Origin of the sequence: Aphanothece microscopica RSMan92 (assembly GCF_046613545.2) — a bacterium.
Classification (GTDB): Bacteria; Cyanobacteriota; Cyanobacteriia; order PCC-6307; family Cyanobiaceae; genus NIES-981.
The window spans coordinates 1-22,035 of the sequence record NZ_JBKKKY020000049.1 but is presented as its reverse complement, the minus strand read 5'-3'; the positions used below and the strand labels follow the sequence as shown (position 1 = coordinate 22,035).

At 60.6% G+C, this 22,035-nt stretch carries 18 protein-coding genes; 12 read left to right on the top strand and 6 right to left on the bottom strand.

Going from position 1 to position 22,035, the window contains the following annotated elements; genetic code table 11:
• Positions 1-3: 3 nt before the first annotated feature.
• On the top strand, positions 4-447 hold the full coding sequence (locus tag ACLD7X_RS12390; protein ID WP_411423949.1) for a WcaF family extracellular polysaccharide biosynthesis acetyltransferase: 444 nt from the start codon (positions 4-6) through the stop codon (positions 445-447).
• On the opposite strand, the gene ACLD7X_RS12385 is transcribed toward ACLD7X_RS12390, so the two are convergent.
• Both ACLD7X_RS12385 and ACLD7X_RS12380 read right to left on the bottom strand, forming a co-directional pair.
• Positions 444-1,367, bottom strand: coding sequence for an NAD-dependent epimerase/dehydratase family protein (locus ACLD7X_RS12385; RefSeq protein ID WP_411423948.1), 924 nt, complete (start codon positions 1,365-1,367; stop codon positions 444-446). The genes ACLD7X_RS12390 and ACLD7X_RS12385 overlap by 4 nt on opposite strands.
• Entirely contained in the window at positions 1,364-2,584 is a 1,221-nt protein-coding gene (locus tag ACLD7X_RS12380) for a glycosyltransferase family 4 protein (protein ID WP_425625192.1), read from the bottom strand. Before ACLD7X_RS12380 ends, ACLD7X_RS12385 begins: the two co-directional genes overlap by 4 nt.
• A gap of 103 nt (positions 2,585-2,687) precedes the next feature.
• Between ACLD7X_RS12380 and glmS the strand changes: the two genes are divergently transcribed.
• From glmS to ACLD7X_RS12355, 5 genes are all read left to right on the top strand, one after another.
• Positions 2,688-4,565 (top strand): glutamine--fructose-6-phosphate transaminase (isomerizing), encoded by a 1,878-nt coding sequence (gene glmS, locus ACLD7X_RS12375; protein WP_411423946.1) that lies wholly within the window; start codon positions 2,688-2,690, stop codon positions 4,563-4,565.
• Between the two features lie 55 nt (positions 4,566-4,620).
• Positions 4,621-4,980: a hypothetical protein gene (locus tag ACLD7X_RS12370; RefSeq protein WP_411423945.1), complete on the top strand. Its 360-nt coding sequence runs from the start codon at positions 4,621-4,623 to the stop codon at positions 4,978-4,980.
• 265 nt (positions 4,981-5,245) lie between these two features.
• Positions 5,246-6,160 (top strand): exosortase/archaeosortase family protein, encoded by a 915-nt coding sequence (locus ACLD7X_RS12365; protein ID WP_411423944.1) that lies wholly within the window; start codon positions 5,246-5,248, stop codon positions 6,158-6,160.
• Positions 6,157-6,804 (top strand): exosortase-associated EpsI family protein, encoded by a 648-nt coding sequence (locus ACLD7X_RS12360; RefSeq protein WP_411423943.1) that lies wholly within the window; start codon positions 6,157-6,159, stop codon positions 6,802-6,804. Before ACLD7X_RS12365 ends, ACLD7X_RS12360 begins: the two co-directional genes overlap by 4 nt.
• Before the next feature lie 33 nt (positions 6,805-6,837).
• Positions 6,838-8,205 (top strand): lipopolysaccharide biosynthesis protein, encoded by a 1,368-nt coding sequence (locus ACLD7X_RS12355; RefSeq protein ID WP_411423942.1) that lies wholly within the window; start codon positions 6,838-6,840, stop codon positions 8,203-8,205.
• On the opposite strand, the gene ACLD7X_RS12350 is transcribed toward ACLD7X_RS12355, so the two are convergent.
• From ACLD7X_RS12350 to ACLD7X_RS12340, 3 genes are all read right to left on the bottom strand, one after another.
• The gene (locus tag ACLD7X_RS12350; RefSeq protein ID WP_411423941.1) at positions 8,177-9,499 is read right to left on the bottom strand and encodes an O-antigen ligase family protein; all 1,323 of its coding nucleotides are present in this window, start codon (positions 9,497-9,499) and stop codon (positions 8,177-8,179) included. The genes ACLD7X_RS12355 and ACLD7X_RS12350 overlap by 29 nt on opposite strands.
• Before the next feature lie 37 nt (positions 9,500-9,536).
• Positions 9,537-11,630, bottom strand: a complete 2,094-nt coding sequence (locus ACLD7X_RS12345) for a polysaccharide biosynthesis tyrosine autokinase (RefSeq protein WP_425625191.1) — start codon at positions 11,628-11,630, stop codon at positions 9,537-9,539.
• Between the two features lie 171 nt (positions 11,631-11,801).
• Entirely contained in the window at positions 11,802-12,881 is a 1,080-nt protein-coding gene (locus ACLD7X_RS12340) for a mannose-1-phosphate guanylyltransferase (protein WP_411423939.1), read from the bottom strand.
• Between the two features lie 74 nt (positions 12,882-12,955).
• Here ACLD7X_RS12340 and ACLD7X_RS12335 point away from each other — a divergent pair, with 74 nt between their 5' ends.
• From ACLD7X_RS12335 to ACLD7X_RS12310, 6 genes are all read left to right on the top strand, one after another.
• Positions 12,956-13,684: an endonuclease III domain-containing protein gene (locus ACLD7X_RS12335; RefSeq protein ID WP_411423938.1), complete on the top strand. Its 729-nt coding sequence runs from the start codon at positions 12,956-12,958 to the stop codon at positions 13,682-13,684.
• Positions 13,630-16,245 carry a [protein-PII] uridylyltransferase family protein gene (locus ACLD7X_RS12330; protein WP_425625190.1) on the top strand — a complete coding sequence of 872 codons (2,616 nt, stop codon included), beginning with the start codon at positions 13,630-13,632 and terminating at the stop codon, positions 16,243-16,245. The genes ACLD7X_RS12335 and ACLD7X_RS12330 overlap by 55 nt, the downstream gene beginning before the upstream one ends.
• Entirely contained in the window at positions 16,242-16,901 is a 660-nt protein-coding gene (gene plsY / locus ACLD7X_RS12325) for a glycerol-3-phosphate 1-O-acyltransferase PlsY (RefSeq protein ID WP_411423936.1), read from the top strand. The genes ACLD7X_RS12330 and plsY overlap by 4 nt, the downstream gene beginning before the upstream one ends.
• Before the next feature lie 11 nt (positions 16,902-16,912).
• Entirely contained in the window at positions 16,913-17,713 is an 801-nt protein-coding gene (locus ACLD7X_RS12320) for a zinc ribbon domain-containing protein (protein ID WP_411423935.1), read from the top strand.
• A 14-nt stretch (positions 17,714-17,727) separates the two neighbouring features.
• A complete protein-coding gene (locus ACLD7X_RS12315) occupies positions 17,728-18,783 on the top strand; it encodes an LptF/LptG family permease (RefSeq protein ID WP_411423934.1) in 1,056 nt (351 codons plus the stop codon).
• Positions 18,784-18,909: 126 nt separating this feature from the next.
• Positions 18,910-21,111: an LptA/OstA family protein gene (locus ACLD7X_RS12310; RefSeq protein WP_425625189.1), complete on the top strand. Its 2,202-nt coding sequence runs from the start codon at positions 18,910-18,912 to the stop codon at positions 21,109-21,111.
• 345 nt (positions 21,112-21,456) lie between these two features.
• Here ACLD7X_RS12310 and ACLD7X_RS12305 read toward each other — a convergent pair.
• Positions 21,457-22,035, bottom strand: a 579-nt coding sequence (locus ACLD7X_RS12305) for a Holliday junction DNA helicase RuvB C-terminal domain-containing protein (RefSeq protein ID WP_411423932.1), incomplete at its 5' end; no start/stop codon positions are given.

The window sequence follows — 22,035 nt, the reverse complement described above, 5'->3', positions numbered from 1 at the left end:
CGCCTGTTTTTTAATGGTTGGCGTTGCGCCGTTTTGCGCCTGTTTGGGGCGAAAGTTGGCAAGAATGTGCTTTTGAGCAATCGGGCGCGGGTGCTGTTTCCGTGGGAGCTGGAGATTGGCGATGGGGCCTGGATTGGCTGGGATGTGGATATCTACAACTATGCGCCGGTCAAGATCGGGCGGCAGGCGGTGGTGAGCCAGTACAGCTATCTGTGCACCGGCACCCACGACTACACAAAGGCGAGCTTTCCGCTCATTTTCTTTCCCATCACGGTGGAAGACCAAGCTTGGGTGGCTGCGGGATGTTTTGTGGCCCCGGGGGTTACGGTAGGAGAAGGTGCCATTGTGGCCAGTCGATCGGTGGTGACCAAAGACGTGCCCAAATGGATGATCTGCGCCGGGAATCCGTGCCGACCGATCAAGCCGCGTCCGCCCATCACCGACTAGCCGAGGCTATCGAGAAGGTGCTTGAGTCCGGTGGCCAGATCGGTTTGGGCCACGACGCCCAGCTCCGTTTTCAGCCGATCGACATTGGCGACCGACCGCACGATGTCGCCCTCACGGCGGGGCCCGTAGCCGAGGACGGATCGATCCCAGGTGAGCCAGATCATGGTTTGGGCGAGCTGATTGAGATCGATTTCTTGGCCCGTCCCCACATTGATGGCGGCTTGGAAGGGATGTCGGTAACCGGCCGCCGCGATGTTGGCCGCGACCACATCGGCCACATAGACAAAGTCTCGGGTCTGCTGGCCATCCCCAAAAATGGTGATGGCCTCGCCGCGCCGGGCCCGGTCGGCAAAAATGGAGATCACGCCGCTGTAGGGTGAATCAGGTCGTTGACGCGGACCGTACACGTTGAAGTAGCGGAGCGCGACGCCCGTGACCCCGAACAGGTCGCCGTAGTTTCGTAAGTAGTGTTCTCCCAAAAGCTTTTGGGTGCCGTAGAGCGAGATGGGGGCGGTCTCTCCGGATTCAAGCTTGGGGAGTTCGGGGGTGTCGCCGTATGTGGCGGCCGAACTGCTGTAGACCACGTGGCAACCGTGAGCCCGGGCGGCTTCCAGCACATGCAGCGTGCCGGTGGCATTGACCGCGTGGGCCTGGGCCGCAAATTGCAGGGTCTGGGCAACGTTGCTGACCGCCGCAAGATGGAAAAGCGTGTCGCACCCTTCGGCGGCCTGCGAAAGCGCATCAAAGTTTTCGATGCTTGCCTCTATCACTTCAATCTCATCGCGCACCGATTGAAGGTTTTGGGCGAGTCCATTGCTGAAGTCATCAATCACCCGCACCTGAACGCCCTGGGCCACCAGGCTTTCGACGAGGTGGCCACCAATGAATCCGGCTCCGCCAGTGACAAGGGCTTGTTTCATCGTTGATCCTCAAAGTCCGCCAGGGCAGCCCGGTAAACATCCATTAGCTGTTCAAAGTTTCGCTCGGCCGTAAAGTGAGCCTCATAGCGGGCACGGGCGGCGTCGGAGCGGTGCTGCCACTCTTCGTCGGCCATGGCGGCGGCTTGATGCAAAACGCGGTGCAGGTCGTTGGGATCCCCTGGTCGAAAACCTAAAGACACGTCGCTCACGCCAGAGATTTCGGGCATTTGCCCATGATTCGGCACGATGCAAGGCGTTCCTCTGGCGAGTGCTTCTACAAGACTCAGGCCGAAGCTTTCGTAGGTCACCGAACTGTTAACTAGGAATCTGGACTGAGCTACCAGTCGTCCAACTTCTTCGAACTCTCGCCATCCAAGCCATTGAAGCGATGGCACATGAGTTGAGGCCCGTTGTAGCTCTTCCCGTTCTGGCCCCTCCCCCAAGATCAGGCACGTCCATCCTGGAGGTGGGGCTTTCGTCCAAGCCTCTACGAGTACTGAGCCGCCCTTCTCAGGGGAGAGCCTCCCTGCGAAAACAAAATGTGAGTTGCGTTCGTGTCCTTGCTCCAACTCTGCTCGATCAGCAAAATTTGGTTTGACGTGCAATCGGTGAGCCGGGAGTCCGCCGCGCGTGAAGATCTCCTTGGCAAATTCGCTCAGCACAATGTAGGCATTCACCTTTTTGGTGAAGCTGCCGTTGAGCCGGTTCACCACCTGCATGGCCACGAGCGGTACCGTTCCCGCGAGCGACCCCTTGTAACACTTGTGCTTCAGGGCCGGGGCGGGGAAGGCCTTGCCGACGCAGTCTTGACAAGGCCGGTTGTCCCGCAAAAACGAGGCTTCGGCGCACAAGAGGCGGAAGTTGTGGAGCGTCTGCACCACCGGGATGCGTTCATCGTGCGCGGCCCAATAGACGCTGGGCGAAAGGTGAACGAAGAAATTGTGAACGTGGATGAGATCGGGCCGATGCTCGCGAATCGCGGCGCGTACCGCCTTACGCGCTGAGGGTGACCAGACGCAGTCGGTCGCGGTCTTGAGCTTGTTTTTGAGGCCGGAAACGGCGTCATCGGAGTTGTCGACAAAGAACTGGGCGACTTCCACCCCGCGGGCGCGCATGAGGGCGGCTTCGGCTTCGAGAACCGAAATTTCACCGCCCGGACTCCACCGGTAACGGTTGTGCACTTGCAACACTTTGCGGACTGGCAGTCCTTGGCCCATACATCCTCCATCCACACTCGCTTGCGCGGGTGATCTTCCCATTGTAACGTCGGAACCTTAAGGGAGTGTGTGCAGGCCGGTGGGGCGGTTGTTCTGGGAGCGAATGATCCGGGACGGGAGGGTTTTTCGCGGGGAGAGTATCCTACGGTTCATTATGTGTGGCATTGCGGGGTACGTCGGTCAAAAAAACGGGGTGGAGGTCGTGCTCGATCAGATCAAGCGCCTGGAATATCGGGGCTACGATAGCGCAGGCGTTGCCTTCCGCGAGAATGGTCGGCTCAAGACTCTCAAGCGGGCCGGAAAGCTGGGCGAGCTCCGCAAACTGGTGGATGAAGAAAAGCCGACGAGCGACATGGCCATCGCCCACAGTCGATGGGCCACCCACGGAGGTCCGACCGATCGCAACGCCCACCCCCACTACGACCAATCGGGCACCATTGCTCTGATTCACAACGGGATCATTGAGAACTACCTTGAGCTGAAAGAAGAGCTGATTCGGCACGGCCACGTGTTCCAGAGCGAAACCGACACGGAGGTTGCCGCCCATGTGATTGGCCGGGAATATGAGGCTGAAATCAGCCTAGAAGAGGCGGTGCGTCGAGCCGTCAAGAAGATGCGCGGCGCGTTTGCCTTTGTGGTGATGAGCATTCGCGAGCCCGGCAAGATTGTATGTGCGCGTAACGCGAGCCCCCTGGTCATCGGCTTTGGGGAGGGGGAAAACATGGTCGCGAGCGATATCCCGGCGTTGTTGCCCTACACCCGTCGGGTGCGGATTTTGGAAAACGATGAGATCGCCGTGGTGACCGAACACGCGGTGGAAATCTCACGACTCGATGGCCGCGCGGTTGAAGCCAATCCGTTTGAAGTGGATTGGGATGTGGCTGCCGCGGAAAAGGGCGGCTACGAGCACTTTATGCTCAAGGAGATTCATGAGCAGCCGGATGTGGTGCGTCAGTGTTTGGCGGGTCGATTGGAGGGCGACCGGGTCAAACTCGACGGCTTGTTCAGCGACCCGGTCTGGCAAGAGATCGACCGGGTGGACATCATTGCCTGCGGAACGGCCTACCACGCGGGCCTGATGGGCAAGCACATGTTCGAGCGGTTTTTGCAGCTCCCTACGAGCGTGCACTTTAGCTCGGAATTCCGCTACGGCGACCCCTTGCTTTCTAACCGATCCCTGGCGATTTTTGTGAGCCAGTCGGGCGAAACCGCCGATTCGCTGGCGGCCCTTCGCCTGTGTCAGCAGCGCCGCATCCGCACCCTTGGCATCGTCAACGTGGTGGGCAGCAGCATCGCCCGCGAGGTTGACCGCGTTGTCTTGACCCAGGCGGGCCCGGAGATCTCGGTCGCGAGTACCAAGGCGTACTTGGCGCAGGTGTTGGTGTTCACGCTGCTCACGCTGCACATTGCCCAAGTGAAGGAGACCCCGGGCTTCCGCACCGATGAGATGGTGCGCGAGCTCCGCCGCTTCCCCGATTTGGTTCAGGAAACGATTGAGAACGAGGCCAAGGTGAAGGAGATTGCCGAGCGATTCAAGGCGCCTCCGCTGGTGTTCTTCCTCGGACGTCGGGCCGATGCCCACGTTGCGCTCGAGGCCGCGCTGAAGCTGAAGGAGATCGCTTACGTCCCGACCCAAGAGTGTCCGGCGGGAGAGATGAAGCACGGCCCCTTGGCTTTGGTGGAGGATGGAGTGTTGGCTGTATTTGGGGCGACCGATGAGGGAATCCGCGAGAAAACGGCCAGCAACATGAAGGAAGTACAGGCCCGAGGCGGCTATGTGTTGGCGCTGACCACCGAAGATGACCACAGCCTAGACGGCGTGGCTGACGAGGTGCTGACCGTTCCGAACGCGGGCGATCCTGCCCTGAACGCTTTGCTGACCGTGGTTCCGCTTCAACTTTTGGCCTATCACATGGCTCGGGCCAGGGGTTGTGAGATCGACCAACCACGTAATTTGGCTAAATCGGTGACGGTCGAGTAATTTTGCGGGTCAGGTGCCGTCTGGTTGGCACGCTTTTTGTTCCGATAACTGGAACATGGGCGCGTTACGCAAGGCGGCACTTCAACCCCGCGAGACAGAAATTATCATCATTCCGTTTGACCAGGCTCGTCCCGAAGCCGGACGCAAGGGTCTGCGGAACGATTTGGCCGGTCAATCGGTGTGGGCCAGCATGGCCGAGCAAGAATGGCTCGACATCTTGCAGTTCCAGATCAAGGGCTTGGGATTCATCGCCTTTGTGGCGGCCATGATGTACATCGCGTATTCGGGAATGTACGCGGCCAAGGGATGGGCGGGCATCGATATTGTGCCGAGCCAGCACGTGGAATGGGCTCAGCCCAAGGCGTTTGCCTCCGCCGGCCCCGACTGGGCGACCCCCGATCGGTTTTTGGACTGAGACTGAACGTTGCCCAAACGCGCTCTTGGGTACCATGCCGCCATCGCGCCGAAGTTCCCCTTCGGTTCGGGGCGGCACTTGTATTTGTGCTGGTTCTTGCGGCAGAACTGACCGTTGTCGGGGCATGCGGCACGGCCTTTGCTCCGAAAAGACGTAAGAACATTCGGTGTTCGCCGGGAACCCTTCGCCGCCATAGCGGGTTGAAAGAAAGGGTGCGCTGGTGGGCCACCGCAACGGATAGGAGAATGAACGACTGATGGCAGGAATGGCAGAAGACGCCGCCGATAAGCTCCCGGATACGGGCCCCGCGCCCGCCGCTGAAGGCGGTTTTTCGGTTGAGAAAGCGCTCGAAATTCTCAAGATGCCAGTGACGCAGGCCATCTTGCTGCTCACCGGGGCGGTCATTTTTGCGTTTTGGCCATTGTTCCAGTTGATCTGGATGCAATGGACAGACCCAGACACCCTGTACCAACACGGACCCTTGATCCCGTTTGCAATTGCCTACATTGTGTGGGCCAACTGGGATCGGCTGCAGCACATTCCCATCAAGGGATCCTGGTTTGCCATCGTTCCGATGCTGGCGATCATGTATCTGACCATCATCGGCTCGAATTCGGGCGTGTTTGGCTCCGTGATGACGCTGCTCATGCTGGCCATGACCGGCTGCGTGATTTGGCTTGTCATGGGCTTCCGGTGGGTGCTGGTCTCGATTCCCCTGATGATCTTTGCCACCTTGGGCTTGCCGGTTTGGACAAGCTTTGTGGATAACAATACGAATGGTGCCCAAATCCTTTCGACGGAAGGTGCCTACCACATTTTGAATGTGGCCGGTTTTGACCCCTTCCGCCGGGCCCCGACGATCATCGACCTCAACAACTTTACGTTGAACGTTGCCGCCGCTTGCAGCGGCATGAAACTGACCCTGGCCATGGCCAGCAGCGTGATGTTTATCATCATGATTGCCCGGCTCAAATGGTGGGGCAACTTGACTCTGATTGCGCTGGCGATTCCGCTCAGCATTGCGATCAACGCCTTGCGCATCGCCCTCATTGGAGTGGTGGGCAACCAGGGCGGTCATGATGCCGGAATGTGGATGCACGATTACGGCAGCTACGGTACTTTGGTTCTCGCGTTCTATTTGCTCTACATCGCCGCTAAAGGACTTGGTTGGAAAGTATGAATCCGAAGTTTATTGCCGCCTTTGCCTTGTTGGCCCTCACCGGTGCCGCAGGTCTGTTCTATCAGCAGTCGTTCCCTCGACAGCCGGAATCTTGGCTGGTTGAGATGATGCCGACCGAGGTGGAAGGCTTCCGGGTGCAGGCTAAGGATTCCGCTAACCCGAAGATCAGCTACAAGATGGATGAAATGTCCTACGAGAAGCTGGATCCGATTGGGATTGCCGCCCAGCGCGTGAAGGACGAAGCCGGTCGGGAAATTGACGTGGTGGTGATTGCGGGCGACTCGATGGATGCCTTCCATGACCAGCAGGTTTGCTTCACCGCTCAGGGCTGGGAGGTTCGCAATATGCAGCAGGTACTGCTGAATACGCGTACCCGAGGTCAGGTGGTGGTCTCGAAAATGCTGCTGTATAAGGATGGCCGTGAGCAAGATGCCATTTACTTGTTCCGATCTCCGCGTCGGTTCAACACCTACCAGGGAGCGAAGCTGGACTTCTTTATGCATCAGCTGACCCAGGGCAAGCCGGGTGTCGGTTTCTCTTATCGCTTTATCGCGATGACGCCCGATGTCGACCGGGAAACGCTCATTCGTTACGCGATCTCCTTCTTGGATCAGGCGAACGAAACGACGAAAGGCGTTTTGTAATCGGGCATATCGACCAGCGGTATTCTTGGTCGTATGAACGCAGAAACCCATCAGGAGCCAGAGGTGACCTCGGCTCCTGATTCTTTGCAGGTGCGGGCGAAAAAAGGCCTCAAGAAGGCTTTACTCGTCTCGGCGGCGTCGAAAATCGTTGGTTTTCTGCTTCAGTTCGTCACCATGCCTTGGGTGCTCAATGTGCTGCAGGGCAAGCTCGCCTTGTTCGGGGCCGCCAATAGCTTGCTGGGAACGGTGAACACGCTTAACCTGGGCAACGGGCCGGGGCTCTTGGTGATTCTTTCCAAGGTTGAAGAGTCCCAAAAGGATGAAGAATGCGACTGGTTTTGGAGCTCTTGGTGGACAAACCTGCTATTCGCCATCTTGCTCCACTCGATCATCGCGCTCCTCTTGATCGCGGCTCCACCTACTCTGCTTTTTGGGAGTGCCTTTAGCGAGTCGGGGCGCGCGGTTGTAGACGTGGCCTTCTTGGCGACCGGACTCTCTTTTGCGTCCTCGCTGTTCTTGGGCATCGACCAGTACTACACGGCGCGACTGCAAGACTTTAAGGGGCGACTGGGGGCTTTAGCCACTTTTTCCTTGCAGATCCTGTTGCTTGTGAGCTTTTTGCAGTCGTGGCCATCGGTGTTCTTGGTGACCCTTGCGCTGCTCGGTGCCACGCTTTTGGTACGGCCGATCCAAGCGATTTTCTTTTTCCGCGACTTTCCGCATTTGTGGCGGGGGTTTCGCTGGCTTAAGGTGCCGGAATCCAAGCAACTTTTGGCCGCAAACCTGGCGGCGACCGTGTACATGTTGAGCGAGATGGCTTGGATGGCGGGAGCGACCCGAATCCTGGGCGAAACGACGAAGGAGACGGTTGCTCTCGCCACCATCCTGCTCGGAATTGCCCGGGTGGGGGGCACCATTCCGGAAATGATTCTCGCCCCCATGGTTCCTGCGGTTCGCAAGACGTTGCTCGAAGGTCAGACGGCTTGGCCCCGCAGGGTCGTGATCAAGTCGCTTGGCATCCTTACCGCTTTTTCCGCGGGTCTGGCCCTCCTTGGCTTGGTGGCGGCGCAACCCGTGCTGTCCATCATGTTTCCCGATTATGAGATCACCTGGCCCATCGCCATGTCGGCCCTGGCTTTGGGGCTCGGACTCCTGTTTGAAGGCGCCGCGCGCAACCTGGTGAATGTGACCGCCGACTTGTGGTGGTTTGGCTACGTTTCGCTCGGGAAGGCAGCGTTACAGGTTGTTTTGATGCTCGCGTGGCTGGGCCCTTATGGATTAGCAGGGGTGTTGAATGCGCTTGCCCTGGGCGCATTTGCATTCTTCTTGGTATCGCTCATCCGCTTCCGATTTGAGGCGCGGAGAATCGCCGCTAGCGCGTTGGCTGCAGAACCGGGGTAGCGATTTCGGGTTCGATTGCGGCCGGCTGGGGAGCGCGGGCCCGCTTCTTGGCGAACTGGGAGGCAAAGAGAAGTCCGGAGGAGAAAACGAACGAGTTCGAGACCAAGTCGGAAAGTTGGAACGCGTGGGAGCGCTCGGCCAGACCACGGACAATCACCGCTAACCCAAGCACAATGGTCAGCATCGCCAGCCGTTCGGTGGTTCGGTCTTTGGCAATGTAGTAAATGCGGATGCTGGCCGCCAAAACCGCCAGCATAAATGCGGCGTAAAGGGTAAGCCCAATCACGCCGGTTTCAGTCCCGTAGCTAAAAACGGCGTTATCCACAAAGATCCCGTTTCGGTAGCCATATCCAAATAGGGTGGAGAACGGGGTTCGAGTCCATTCCTCCGCCGCAACCTGCATGACGTCGATGCGTCCGGCGGTGGGGTCAACGCGGTCGGTTCGGTCGATCATGCTCTTGATCGGACCGACTTCGGCCAGGGCCGGGGCGAACGCGATGAGGGCCGTGCCGAGAACAAATGCACTCACCAAGCTCAAAATCAGCGCCTTCCCCGATCGATTTTTGAGGGAGAGAATCCAGATGGCAAAGCCAACCACGAGCACGGTGAGGATCACGGCGCGGCTCTGCGAAAGCAACAGCATGTACAGCCCGAGCAGGCCCCCCAGAGTGCGAATCCAGGCCGGGATCTCTTTGGCCACAAACGAGAGCAGGATGGCCAAACCGGCATAGACCCCGAGTTTGTTGGGGTGCAGCCAGTCCTCAGCCAAAAAACGACGGTTCGACAGCCCAAGGGCGCCCCGAGTCGCGAAGAATGCAACGCTCGCGAGCATGATCATCTGGGCGCCGGCGTACATGTAGCCGACCGTAATCTTGAGATAATCCATGCTCATCAAGACCCGGCTTCGCGGAGCAATGATGAATGTACAAATGTTCCGGATGACGAGGAACAGGCCAAAGGCAAGGGTTGAAAAGACGCCGGCGGTACCGAGCTGGGCGTACATCCCGGGGAATCCCGAGATCGTGCAGGCCAGCAGGACAATGTCGACGGCCAGCAGTCCGCTGACCACCCGGCCGTAACTTTCACCCCAAAAGGCGAGGATGATCAACACGGCCCACATGGCCGAGAAGAAGAGATCAGGTTCGCCCCCGGTCACGGCAGCGACCAGTTCAAGGCCCGGCAAAATAATGAAGAGCCCGAGCAGAAAAAGGTGGGGAAGGCGTCGCGCCGAGGCCGGAATATCTTGCGTCCCCGTCATAAGCGGAGGAGGCAAGAGGTTGGCTTGGGTATCCATGTTCTTGTCTCCTCCAGGCTGATGATGAGGTCGAGGCTTAGACCTTGGTCAGGCGCGTCATGCGGGCGCGCAGGCGGTTGTGAACCACCCCAAGCATGCGAGGCGAAGCCGCGCGGAGCAGACCCACCGCTTCGCTGAACTCGGTTTTGCTGGGTTTGCCCAGGTGAACCACCATGATCGAAGCATCGCAGAGAGGCGCAAGCGAAGGCGTATCGGCCAAGGCAAGGCACGCGGCGGTGTCGATGATGACCATGTCGAACCGATTTTCCAGTTCGTCCAAAATCGACTTCATGCGGGCGCTGCCCAAGGCTTCGGTGGCGTTTGCGGGCGTGGTGCCCACATTCACGGTTTGCAGGCCGGGGACGGGCGTATCGGAAAGCACGCTGTCCACGGTGGCGCTGCCCAGCAGCACATCGCCGAGACCGGGCTTATCGTTCTTGTTGAAGATGCGGTGAACCGCCGGGTTGCGGAACGAGGCATCCACCAAGCACACGCGTTGGCCGTTGAGGGCGTAGGCGACGGCCAGGTTCGAAGCCACCACAGTCTTACCTTCCTTCGGCAAGGTCGAGGTCACCAGCAAAGACTTAATCGGCTCTGAGGCGGCAGAGAAGCCAATGACCGAACGCAAGACGCGGTAGCTTTCAAAGGCCAAGCTGGTCTGGGGATCGGTGATCAGCGGACTCTTAGCGCCCGCTCGCTCGGGGATGCGAGCCAGGATGTCCTTGCGGCTGAGCACGTAGGCCTCTTCGACCGTGTTGACTTTGTCTTGCACGGCATCTCGGGCCAGGGCCAGGATGGCGGCCAAGGTGAAGCCGAGCAGGGTCGCAATCACCAGGTTCAGCAGCGTGTTGGGTCGCGTTTGGCGGGCCAGCGGCGACTGCGTCAGCGAGGTGGCCGAAGCGGTGATTTGTTGGTCGCGCAGGCTAAACCGCTCGCTGAGCTGAGTCAGATCTTGCAGGCTGGTTTGGTGAAGGGCAATCCGACGATCCAGTTCGCGAACGGTGGTGTCGTAGTTCACCAGTTCCTTGACTCGGCGATCGCCTTCGGCATACAGGCCTTCCAGTTCGTTGCGGCGTTGGACGGCACCATCGCGCTCCGAACGAGCTTCGGCCACCCGGCGCAGCATCACATCGTATTCGGGGTTCGATTCGGTGAATGACTGATTGAGTTGTTTGTCGATCTCGGCGATCAGCTCTTCTTGACGCTTGATTTGGGCGTTGATCTCCTTCATCGCCTCGGCTTCATCGGTGTACCGAGTGGCCAGAGCTTCGCGTTGAATTCTCAGTTCGCTCAGTCGTTCCCGGTTGCGGAACAACTGTTCGTTGTTCTGACCGGTGAGCACGCGGTTGCGCACCTTGGTCGTCTGCGCCAGAAGTCGCTCAAGTTCCGAAAGCGAAGCTTCGCTGCGGGCCGCCGCGGCGCGAGCATCGATCAGCTGTTGCTGAATGGCGTTCACCGAGCTCAGGCGGCGCTCAAGTTCAGCGCGGGCATCCACAATGCCGTTGGTCGACTTAAATCGGGCGAGTTCCGTCTCAGCGGCCTTGAGAGCGGTTTCTTCTTCGTTCTTGCGGCCTTGAACGAACTCAACCCCGCGGCTGATGGTGTCGCGGACTTGGTTATCCAGATAGTCTTGAAGAATGCGGGGGTAGCTCGCCGCCAATTCTTGAACTTGGTCGCGGTTTCCACCTTCGGCAATCACGACAAACACTTGCGAATCGCGCTTTTGGCGGATGGTGATGCGCGGAAGCTGCTCCAATTCTTGCTCGGTGCGGGGAATCGCGATGCCGGCGGTTTGAAGCGCGGTGAAGTAAAGCTGTTGCGACTGGAGAATTTCCAGCGAGGTCGCCATGGTAAAGCCGGTGTTCGGCGGCGCAATTTCGCTCAAAACCTGGCCGGGGCCGCTGGTCAAACCGTTGTTAGAAGGACCTGTGACCAGCACTTCCGCCGCCGCCGCGAACTGGGGCGGCAGCACCACCGAAAGGATCCCGCCGATCAGGATCGACAAGATGAGCGTGGACCAAAAAATCCCTTTCTGCCGGGAAATCGTTTTGGTCAAGTCACCCAGGGTCAGGCCCTGCCCCTGCGGCAGGTCTACTTGGGTCGTCGCGGCATTTGTCATAAGGCTAGCCATCGGCGGATTCCTTCCTGGCCGACTAGCGAACATTCTACCCGGCGGCGCAAGAGGAGGGGATGCAAGATCCCTGCCAGAAGTATCGGTGAATGTACGGGTCTCGTCAGGTTCCGCCCGATCAAAAGACGGCTTTAGACGGGCAGAAAGCGCAGTTTTCCGAAAGGGTTTGGACTATGGGGCCGGTCGAGCCAGGCGTTTGACCTCTTGCGCCCGGTCTTTCGGGCAAACCAGAACCTGGCCTTCGGTGACAACCACCACCAAATCGCTTACGCCCAGCAAGTTCACACACTGATTGGTACCGTCCACATAGACCACGTTTTGCTCGGCGTCCTCGGCGCGAAGAGTGCCCAGCGCCACGTTGCCCTGGGCATCGGCCGGATAGGTGCGGGCGACCGCATCCCAACTGCCCAGGTCGTCCCAGTCAAACGTAGCCGCGACCACCATCACCTTGCGGGCCCGCTCCATGACCGCGTAGTCAAAACTGACGTCCGGAAGCTCCGCAAACGCAGACTCCGCGGCCGACATTTCGTGGGCGCGCAAGTGCCCGGCGATGGCCCGGGTGGCGGCCGCAAGTTCGGGAGCGGCGTGTTCCATCTCCGCCAGCAAAGTCGGGATGGTCAAAAAGAACATGCCGCTGTTCCACAAAAATCGACCGGTCTGCACGAAGAGTTCGGCGGTGGCCCGGTCGGGCTTCTCGCGGAACGATTCCACCATGGCGGGGTGGTGAACCCCGGCCACTAAAGGAATAGGTTCGGCTGTTTCAATATAGCCATATCCGGTTTCGGCCCGCGTGGGTTGAATGCCAATGGTGACGATGGCCCCGTGATCTTCGGCGGCTTGCATCGCCAGGCGAACGTCGGCCACAAAGCGGGCTTCCGGGCCGATCCGATGGTCGGCCGAAAGCATGGCCAACGTGACCGTGGCCCAATCCTCGTAGCGCGCCATCACATTGGCGGCGGTCCACACCATGGCGCCTCCGGTATTGCGCTTGGCCGGTTCGGCCCACACTTCGTCAGGGGTGAGTTGGGGATTTGCGGCCAGGGTGGCGGCGGCCAAATGACGTCCGGTCACGACACCCACATGCCCCGCTCCGACGGCTGATTCGGCGCGGCCTACCGCTTCTTGAATCAGGCTTGCCTCGGGGGACGAGAGATTCAGAAACTGCTTCGGACGCTCGCGCGTGGAAACGGGCCAGAAACGCTCCCCCGATCCCCCGGCCATGATGACGGCAAGTCTGCGCGGCGTGCTCATGATGATTGATCCGCCTCAAGTATCGGTGGAAACGGGGATGACTCGGAGGGCAGGGGCCCGGTCGAGTCGGTACCATGCACGCGATGGCGGGGCGCGCGGCGGCGGTAGACAAACCCATATCGGCGGGCTGGAAACGGGCGCGGCGCGATCTGCCCGGCGTTCTGAACACGTTAAGCACAGCCTACGGGGCGTCGCGTTACTTTCCTCGATTTGATCCGCTCGATGAGTTGATCAGCTGCATTCTCAGCCAGCACGGGGCGGATATCACTACCTTTCCGACCTTCACCCGGCTCCGGGCCGCCTATCCCGACTGGGGCCAATTGGCCGCGGCGGATGTAGAGGACGTGAAGCGGGTGATTCAACGGGCCGGACTGGCGGGGCAAAAGGCCAAGGCCATCCAGGCCGCTCTACGCCATTGTGAGTCAACCTTTGGCGACTTTACGCTGGAGCCCCTGCGCGATTGGTCAACCGAGGCGATGGTCGAATGGCTCCGAGCCATCCCGGGAGTCGGGCCCAAGACGGTCGCCATTGTTGCGTGCTTTGCCTTGGGACGCGACCTGTGTCCGGTGGACACCCACGTTGAGCGCGTCGTCAAGCGACTCGGGTGGGCGGCGACGACGGAATCGGCGGAGCGCGTGCAAACGAATCTGGCTCGGGTGATGCCATCCGGAGCCGCGTTTGCCACCCACAACCTCCTCATTCAACACGGTCGATTGACCTGCCAGGCCAAAGCGCCGCGGTGCCCCGAGTGTCCGTTGAGGTCGATCTGCCGCTGGCCCAAGACGGAGCGCAAGCGGGCATGAGCGCCTTTTCGGACGAGGCCAGGGTGGGCGACGCGGTTCGCCGACTCCAAGATAAAGTTTTGCGGCCCTTGCGCCCGTGGATCGACGAGCGGTTCCATGGGTCAGCTGTGGCCGACGATGCGGCGATTCGATTTGTGAATGTGCTGGATCGATTGAGCTCTCCTGCGGCGGTGATCGATCTCCTTCAGGCCAGTCCAATCTTGGCGCAGACGCTGGCGCGACTTGTCACGTTAAGTCGATCTTTTACCGATGTTCTGGTGCAAAACCCGGAGCTGGTGGATGTGATGCTGGATCCGGATTTCTTGCTGCACCCTCCCTCCGTGGGGCAAATTCGGGCCGAAGTGCAGCGCCTCATGGGGGCGACCGGCAGCTACGCCCACCAGTTGGATCGACTGAGATTTGTGCGTCAGCGGCACATGGTGCGGTTGGCCGCACTCGATGTAGGCGACCTGGTTCCGCAGCCTGAGGTCTGGCGCGGGCTCAGCGATTTAGCCGACGCCCTCTTGATGGAGGCGCGTGATCTGGTTTGGCGTCAGATTCGAGCGCGGGCCGAGAGGGTGGGGAAGACTCTTCCCGAAGTCTGCCCCGTCACCGTGGCCGTATTTGGGAAACAAGGAGGGCATGAACTTAACTTTTTCTCGGATGTTGATCTGCTCTTCGTGCTTCGTGACGACGCAGATGAAGAGACGGAGAAATGGGCTTTGCGGTGGGCTGAAGGTTATCGGGCCGCCCTGGCCGACCGCATGGGGCGCGGCGATTTGTACCGCGTGGATTTGCGACTCCGCCCGTTTGGTCGCACCGGACCGCTTTTGAGCCGCATGCGGAATCTGGAGGCCTACTACGAAAGGTACGCCGAACCTTGGGAGCATTTGGCCCTCATTCGCACCCGGCTGCTTGATCCCGCGGCCGAACTCGATGCGCGGTGGGAAGAGTTGCGCCGACGCACCATTTTTCGGGGCGCGCGGTCCGAAGCCGTGCTGGAAGGGCTGCATGCGCTGCGCTCACGGACGGAATCTTTCGGGGATGTCAACGACCTCAAGCGCGGTCGGGGTGGAATTCGGGACATTGAGTTTTTGGTGCAGACCCTGCAAATGCTTTTGGGCGATCGCGAGCCCGGGCTGACGGTCAAGCCGACCCTCGATGCGCTGGATGCGCTGGGCGCCTTTGGCGCGCTCCCGAGCGACGCCGTGCAGAGCCTCAAAAACGACTTGATTCGGTTGCGGACACTGGAGCATCGGGCGCAGATCTTGGACGGTCAGCAGACACACCAACTGCCGGGCGATGCCGCCGCAAAGACGGCCATTGCGCAGAGCGTGGGCCTGACGCGGGACGAACTCGACCACAACCTCAGTGAACTCAGGAATCGGGTCCGGGGATGGTATGAGCAGCTCTTTCCTTTTGCCGCGCCTGCCGAGGCCGCATGGTCTCCGGCCATTGAAGCATGGGTTCAGGCCTTGCCCGCCCCGGGAACAAGGCAAGTTCTGGTCTCCAATCCGGAAAGCCTGAGTCGATTGCAAGCTTTAGAAAAGTTTGCCCCCCGATTGCTGGAGATTTCGCGCGGACTGCCCGGCTTGGCCGAGAGGCTTTTGAGCGGAGAAGTGTTGGAGCCCATGCGGCTGACCCGGGCCGATCCCGACTTGGTGCGCTCGGCCTGGTGGGGGGCGGTGGCGGCCGGGATTCTGGAGCCTGAAGGCCCCGCGCTGGGGCAACGCCTGTCGGATGTGGCCGATGCCGTCGCCCAAGCCACTTGGAGCTTTGATCCGGCGCATTCGGCTGTGATTGCTCTGGGGAGCTGGGGCGCCCAAGATCTGTTGACGACCAGCGATTTGGATGCCCTTGTCTGGTTCGACGCGGATGTTCCCACCGATGCGGCCGAGGCCGCGGTCACCCAGTGGCTCAAAGCGTGGTCTGATCTTCCCATGAAGGTTGACCTGCGGTTGCGGCCCGAAGGGCGGTTTGGTCGGCTGGCGACCCGGGCCTCGGCCCTTGAGCTGTACGCCGCCCAGCACTTAGAACCTTGGGAGCGGTTTGCCCTGGGCCGGTGTCGGTTGGTGGTGGGCTCCCCCGCCGGACTCGGGCAGGTTCGGGCCCTTGCTTACCCCGGGGCGTGGGCGGCCGAAATGCGGGCGCACCTGGGACATATGAAGCTGCGGATTGAGCGAGAACGGGCGGCGGGGCCTTCCGACCTTAAGCTCGGCCCGGGGGGGAGCGACGATTTTGCATGGCTCTTGGGGGTGGCGCTCATCCATTTAGGGGCGGAGGCGCAGGGGGGCGCCGCCGATGCGGCATCACGTTTAGCGGCGCTGGTTCAGGCCGGGCTTTTTTCAGGCTCTACCGCTCGCGAACTCTTGGTCGCCCATCACCGGGGCCAAGCCGTGCGACAATGGCGAGCCGTGAGTGAAGATCCGGATGAATCTTGGCCCCCGGCCCCGGCTAAACTGGAAGCGCTGGCCGAATGGCAGGGCTTTGACTCGGTGCCATCGCTGTTGAAGTCGCACGCCGAAGATCGGGCGCGAATTCGGGCGGAGTGGGAAGCCATGCGGGCAAAGGTGTTGACGTGATTGAAGTGGCGATTTTGGTGGGCGCATACTTTTTGGGCGCGATCCCGTTTGGCTACTTGGTGGGTCGGGCCATGGGGGTGGATGTCACCGCCATCGGGAGCAAGAACATCGGCGCGACGAATGTCGGTCGCACGTTGGGCAAAGGGCCGGCGGCGGTGGTGCTCCTTCTCGATGTTGTCAAAGGCGCCTTGCCGTGCCTGGTGGCCCCACTGCTGTTGCCTTCGGGCGCGTGGGGATTGAGCGGCCCCGAGTTCGGTCTAATCGCCGGGGTGGTTGCCGTTCTCGGCCATATCTTTTCGCCCTTCTTGGGATTCAAGGGCGGCAAGGGGGTCGCCACCGGTCTGGGTCTGCTGGTGGGATCACAGCCGCTGGTTGCGGGCATCGCGCTGCTGGTATTTGGGATTGTGTTTGCGTTTTCCCGCATCGTGAGCCTTGGGTCACTGATTGCGGTGGTCGCCATGGTGATCAGCGCAGTCGTGCTTCAGCTTTCGATCCCGTACCTAGTGGTGTTTGGGTTGCTGGCTGCGTTTGTCGTGTTTAAGCACCGCGAAAATGTCGGTCGCTTGATGCGTGGAGAAGAAAAGCGGTTCGAATTTGGCCGTAAAGAGGTCAAGAGCGGAGAACCCGCCGCCCCTGATGAGCAGTCATCGGCCTAGGGAGAACGCCGGTGAACTTCGACGAGCTCCTCATCAACCCTCAACTCATCGTGATTGCGGTGATTGTTACGTTGATGGTGGCGGGGTGGACAGTGATGCACCTGCGCTGGGCCATTTTGGGCGAGGAAGATGCAATTACGGCCGGGCTTTGCATTGCGGTGGGGCTGTTTCTACTCTTCGCCGCCATCCGTCCGCCGAACCTGTACATTGGCTACGCAACCCTTGGAATCACCCTCGCGACCGCCGTCTTGTTTCCCATTTTGATGCGGCTCATTACGCAGCGTCAAATGCTGCAAATTGAGATTGAGCAAGTCGAAGGGATCTATTCTCAGCTCTACCAAAGACCACAAAACTGGTCGGCCCGGTTTCGTTTAGCCGAAAAGCTTTATCACCGGGGCATGATCACTCAGGCCGTGGCCATCGGCGACAAGTGCCTGTCGACCATGCCCCCGGACTCCTTTCAAAATGAGCACCGGTCGGTGAGCACCTGGCGCTCGTACCTGACCCAAGATCCTCGAGAGGTTGAGCTGGTCTGCCCGAAGTGCGGCACCATGAATCAAGCTCATGAAGTGCTTTGCACCCAGTGCGGCTATGGGTTTTTAGAAGCGCACTTTCGCTCCCGTATTGTGCTCCCGGCGAGCGGTCGGCGCATCATTTTGGGATGGTTGGGTGCGGTGACCGTTGCGCTCGGTCTGCCTTGGTTAGCGGCCCTTTCTCTGCCGAACTCCCTGCGGATTGGGCTTATTGCCATCGCAACGGTCGCGGCGTGCGTCCTTCTGTTGGGAGCGGTGTTCCCGGTGAGGCGACGTTGAAGCGACTCGACCGAATGGTATTGCGCGAACTGTTCTGGCCCACGGTGGCCGGGACGCTGGTCGTTGCGTTGCTTTTTGCCGCCAACGAGTTCATTGCCGTTTACCGACAGCTTGAAGTGAGCAATATCCCCGGGCAGGCGATTGTGCAGCTGGTGTTGTTGCGAATGCCGTATTGGTTGACCTACACCTTGCCGACCGGGGTGGCACTGGGGGCTTCGCTTGCGGTCTCGCGATTTGTGCGCGAGGGCGAGCTGAACGCCATGCGAAGTGCCGGAGTTTCGATTCGGCGCGCCTTGCTTATGGTGTGGGTGGGGGGATTGGCCATCTCGACCGCCAGTTGGTTCATCAGTGAGCGCGTGGTTCCGCGCACCACCCAACAGCACCTTCGGCTGAGCGCCGACCTGATGATGCTGGGCCAGATGCCGCGGTTTGAGCAAAACGTGATGCTGCGTTTGCCCCCTTACGTGGCCGCGATCGGGCAGGTGGAGCGGGAGCGCGGGGAAGATCTGCGTTTGCGCGAAGTGATGCTGATTGACCGACCCCAACCGGGTCAGATCACCCTGTTTATGGCCCCCGAGGCCACCTATCGCAAAGGCGTGTGGACGATTCCCAACCCGGCGGTCTACATCGTGAGTGGGGAGACTTTGAACTGGATTCGGAATGCCGAAACGGTGGTGATCAATCAGCGGATCGACCTGCAAGACCTGATGGGCATGGCCCGACCCGAATTGGAAACGGCGCGCGGGCTGTGGGAGCGCATTGAAGCCGCCCGGATTGCCGGGCAAAGCACCCGCGAGATCGAAACGACCTTCTACGAACGTTTCTCTATTGCGGCCAGTTGTTTGGTGTTCGCGGTGGTCTCGGCGTTTTTGGCGGTGAGGTTCAGCCGGGCCAGTGCATTCCAAGGCCTTGTCATCAGCTTTATCACCATCATGCTGTACTACAACGTCCACATCGTGGCCACGACCATCATTGGCCGGAACGGCTGGCTCCCGCCCGTGGTGGCGGCTTGGCTTCCCGCGGCGGCCTTTGGTTTGCTGGGGTTGTGGTTGAGCCGAGGGGTGGAGTAGATGCGCGGCTGGTCGTTGGGTGTTGTCGTGAGTTTGCCGGTGGCCGCATGGGCTCAGGTCGGAGGTTTGACCGGAGGTGGCCTGGCGGCGGCCGAAGCATTGCGTCAGCGGGGTTCTTCTCCCCCGGTGGACATTCCCATTGGCCCGGGCGCGACCCCGATTCCCCAGGAGCTTCCGCCGCCGGTCGGCAATCCGGGCGAGCCCCTGACCGTAATCAATGCTGCGCGGATTAGCACGCGGGGGGATGTCACCGTGTGGGAGGGACGGGTGGTTCTGCGGTTCCGGGGCTACCAGCTGGAAGCCGACCGGATCGAGGGCAATCGGGCGACGGAGGTTTACCAGTTAAAGGGTAATGCCCGACTAGACGGCTTGCAAAATCAAGAGCGGGTGCGGGCGGAATCGATCGTGGTCAATTTCCGGGAGAGAAATTACACATTTGAGCGAGGCCAAGCCGAAATCACGCCGGAACGCACGGGAGGCGTGGCCAGGGCTCCGCTGTACGTGAAAGGGGGCGGGGGGGAACTGACCGAGCGAGCGGTGGCCAACCCGCGCACTCACTTTCATGTCGTTGACGGGGTGCTGACCACTTGCGATCGGGAGCATCCCCACTTTACGTTTGAAGCCGAACGAACCGAGGTCACGCCCGGCGACCGGGTTGTCTTCAAAAACCTTCGGATTCGGGTTCTCGATCGAACGCTGCTCAGTCTGCCGTCGCTCGTCATCCCGCTCATAGATGACCGCCCCCGTTACATCCCGGAGTTCGGGCAAACCCGCGAAGAGGGCTACTACATCAAAAGCCGATTTACCTCTTTGCTGCGCGGGCAAGACACCTGGGATACCCGGCTGGATTACATGACTCGGTTGGGCTTTGGCACCGGGGGCGATCTAAGGTACCGTGGCGAGACGTCGGGCCTCTTTTCGATTTACGGGCTGTTTGGCAACCAGGCTCAGACCGGCTTGGCCCGCTGGAATCACCAGCAGGGCATTGGATCGGGTCGGCTGGATTTAGATGCCACCTGGCAGCGCAACAACTACCTCACCGCGCCCGAAACCACCCTCACGAATGCCCGATTCAACTATGCCTTGAGCCGAGGCGGGGCCACCACCACCCTGAGCGGGTTCAGGGCCGGGACGGCAACCACGGCTTTTGAATCGGTGAGCCAAAGCACGACTTTTTCTGATGTTCGGGCCTGGAGTGGCGGCCTGAACACGCAACTTGGCCTCACCTACAACGATAGCTTTGCGCGCTCGGGCGCGACCTCCATCAACCGGAGCCGCCGGGTTGACTTGAACTTTCAGGCGCGGCGTCCGGTGGGGGCATTTGAGGCAGAGTTCATTGTGCAGCGGGCCATTCCGGCCGGGGGCGACGCCCAGTTTTCGGGTCTCACCGATCGCAATCCTCTGTTTGGTCTGAGCTCAGACTCGACCCGATTGTTTGGTCGAACCGCGGGCCGCAAAGTGCCGTTTCGACTGGCGACGTCCATCGGAGAGATCAATGAGCAGACGGCCGCCGGGGCGGTGACCCGTACCACTTTCGAAATCGGGGGCGGCGCGCGCGATCGCATTTCCAACGCGCTTGGCATCAACTGGGACGGCCGATTTTTCCAGGGCCTTTACAGCGACGGCACCGCGCAGTATGTCATGCAGTACGGCAGTCGGCTGGATTGGGAGTTCTTGCCGCGCTCGCGAGCCAGCCTCAACTACCGCAACCTGCGCCAGTTTGGCTTTACGCCTCTGGCCATCGACCGCACGGGCCGCACCGATGCGTTTTCGGTGGATTTGGATTGGCAGGCCGGGCGGGGTTGGAGCGCCCGGGCCAGCAGTGGATACGATGTGCTGCAAGGGGATCGGGGTCAGGTTCCCTGGCAAGTGGTGAGCCTCGGGGCCGACTATCGAGGGGCGACTTCTCAGTTTCGGTTTGCGGGGCTCTACGATACGTTCGCGCAGGTTTGGGGGACGTTTCGGGCCGACAGCCTGTTCCGGGTCGGCGAGACCGAATTTGCGCTGGGTGTGCGCTACGATGGTCGTCGGAGCCAATGGGCGGCCGCGAGCTTTGAGATGACCGCGTTTCGATGGGGCCGACTTTCCACCGATGTGTTGCTGAACTACAACGGCTACACCCGGCAGATGGAAGCCCAGCAGTACGCTCTGGTCTGGGACATGCACTGTTCGGAGTTGGTGCTGGAACTGAGCGACTACCGGGCGGGCTTTCGTCCGGGGCGGCAGATCGGGATCTTCTTCCGGCTGAAGGCGTTTCCGTTCAATGGCGATTTTGGCACCGGGCGACGCGGTCAGCGGCTGGGCGGCGTTGGTGGGTTCGGAGGGTAGGTTTTTCCTTTTTGGGGGGCCTTCTCTGTATCGGTGATGGGAGCGCGAGGCTCCGTCCGAGCCGACACTGCGCAAGCTCTGAAGAGTTGTTGCCAGATGAGTGTCAAGAACCTGGGGAAGGCGGCTCGGACGGAGCCTCGCCCTCCTGTTCTTGAGAAGATTGGGTGCCATGGACAGCGCGGAGCGATGTCCATGATCTCGGCTCGCCAGTAGGCTCGCCCTCCCCTCATTCCGAGGAAGCACTGACGAGGCGGAGTCACGTCAGTGGCACGGGGGCTGCAAGAAAACGGCTCGGACGGAGCCTCGCCCTCCCAATCACGACTGATAAGGCGATAAAGACCTGACCTAATCAAGCGGCAACGACGGCTCATCCGCCCGCGCGGGAGGCTGTACGCCTAAGTGGCGATACGCCGCCGCCGTGGCGGTGCGCCCCCGGGGGGTGCGGGCTAAAAGGCCAAGCTGCAGAAGATAAGGCTCGCACACATCTTCGATGGTGCCGCTGTCCTCCCCGGTCGAAGCGGCGAGCGTCTCCAGCCCCACCGGTCCACCGCCGTACTTATGCACCAGAGTGTGCAGCAGGGCGCGGTCCAGGCGGTCGAGCCCCAGTTCGTCAATTTCTAGAGCGTCTAGGGCTTGGTCGGCAATCGATTGGTTGATGGCGGTGAGCCCAGCAACCTGCGCAAAATCACGGACTCGTCGGAGCAATCGGTTGGCAATGCGCGGAGTCCCGCGGGAGCGCCGGGCGATTTCGTGACCGCCACTGCCTTCCACCGTGACGCCTAAGATTTCCGCGGAGCGGCGCACGATTTGGTAAAGCGCCTCTTCATCGTAAAAGCCGAAGTGCATCTGGATGCCAAAGCGGTCGCGCAACGGACCTGACAGCAGACTTTTGCGGGTTGTGGCCCCCACCACCGTCAGCGGCGG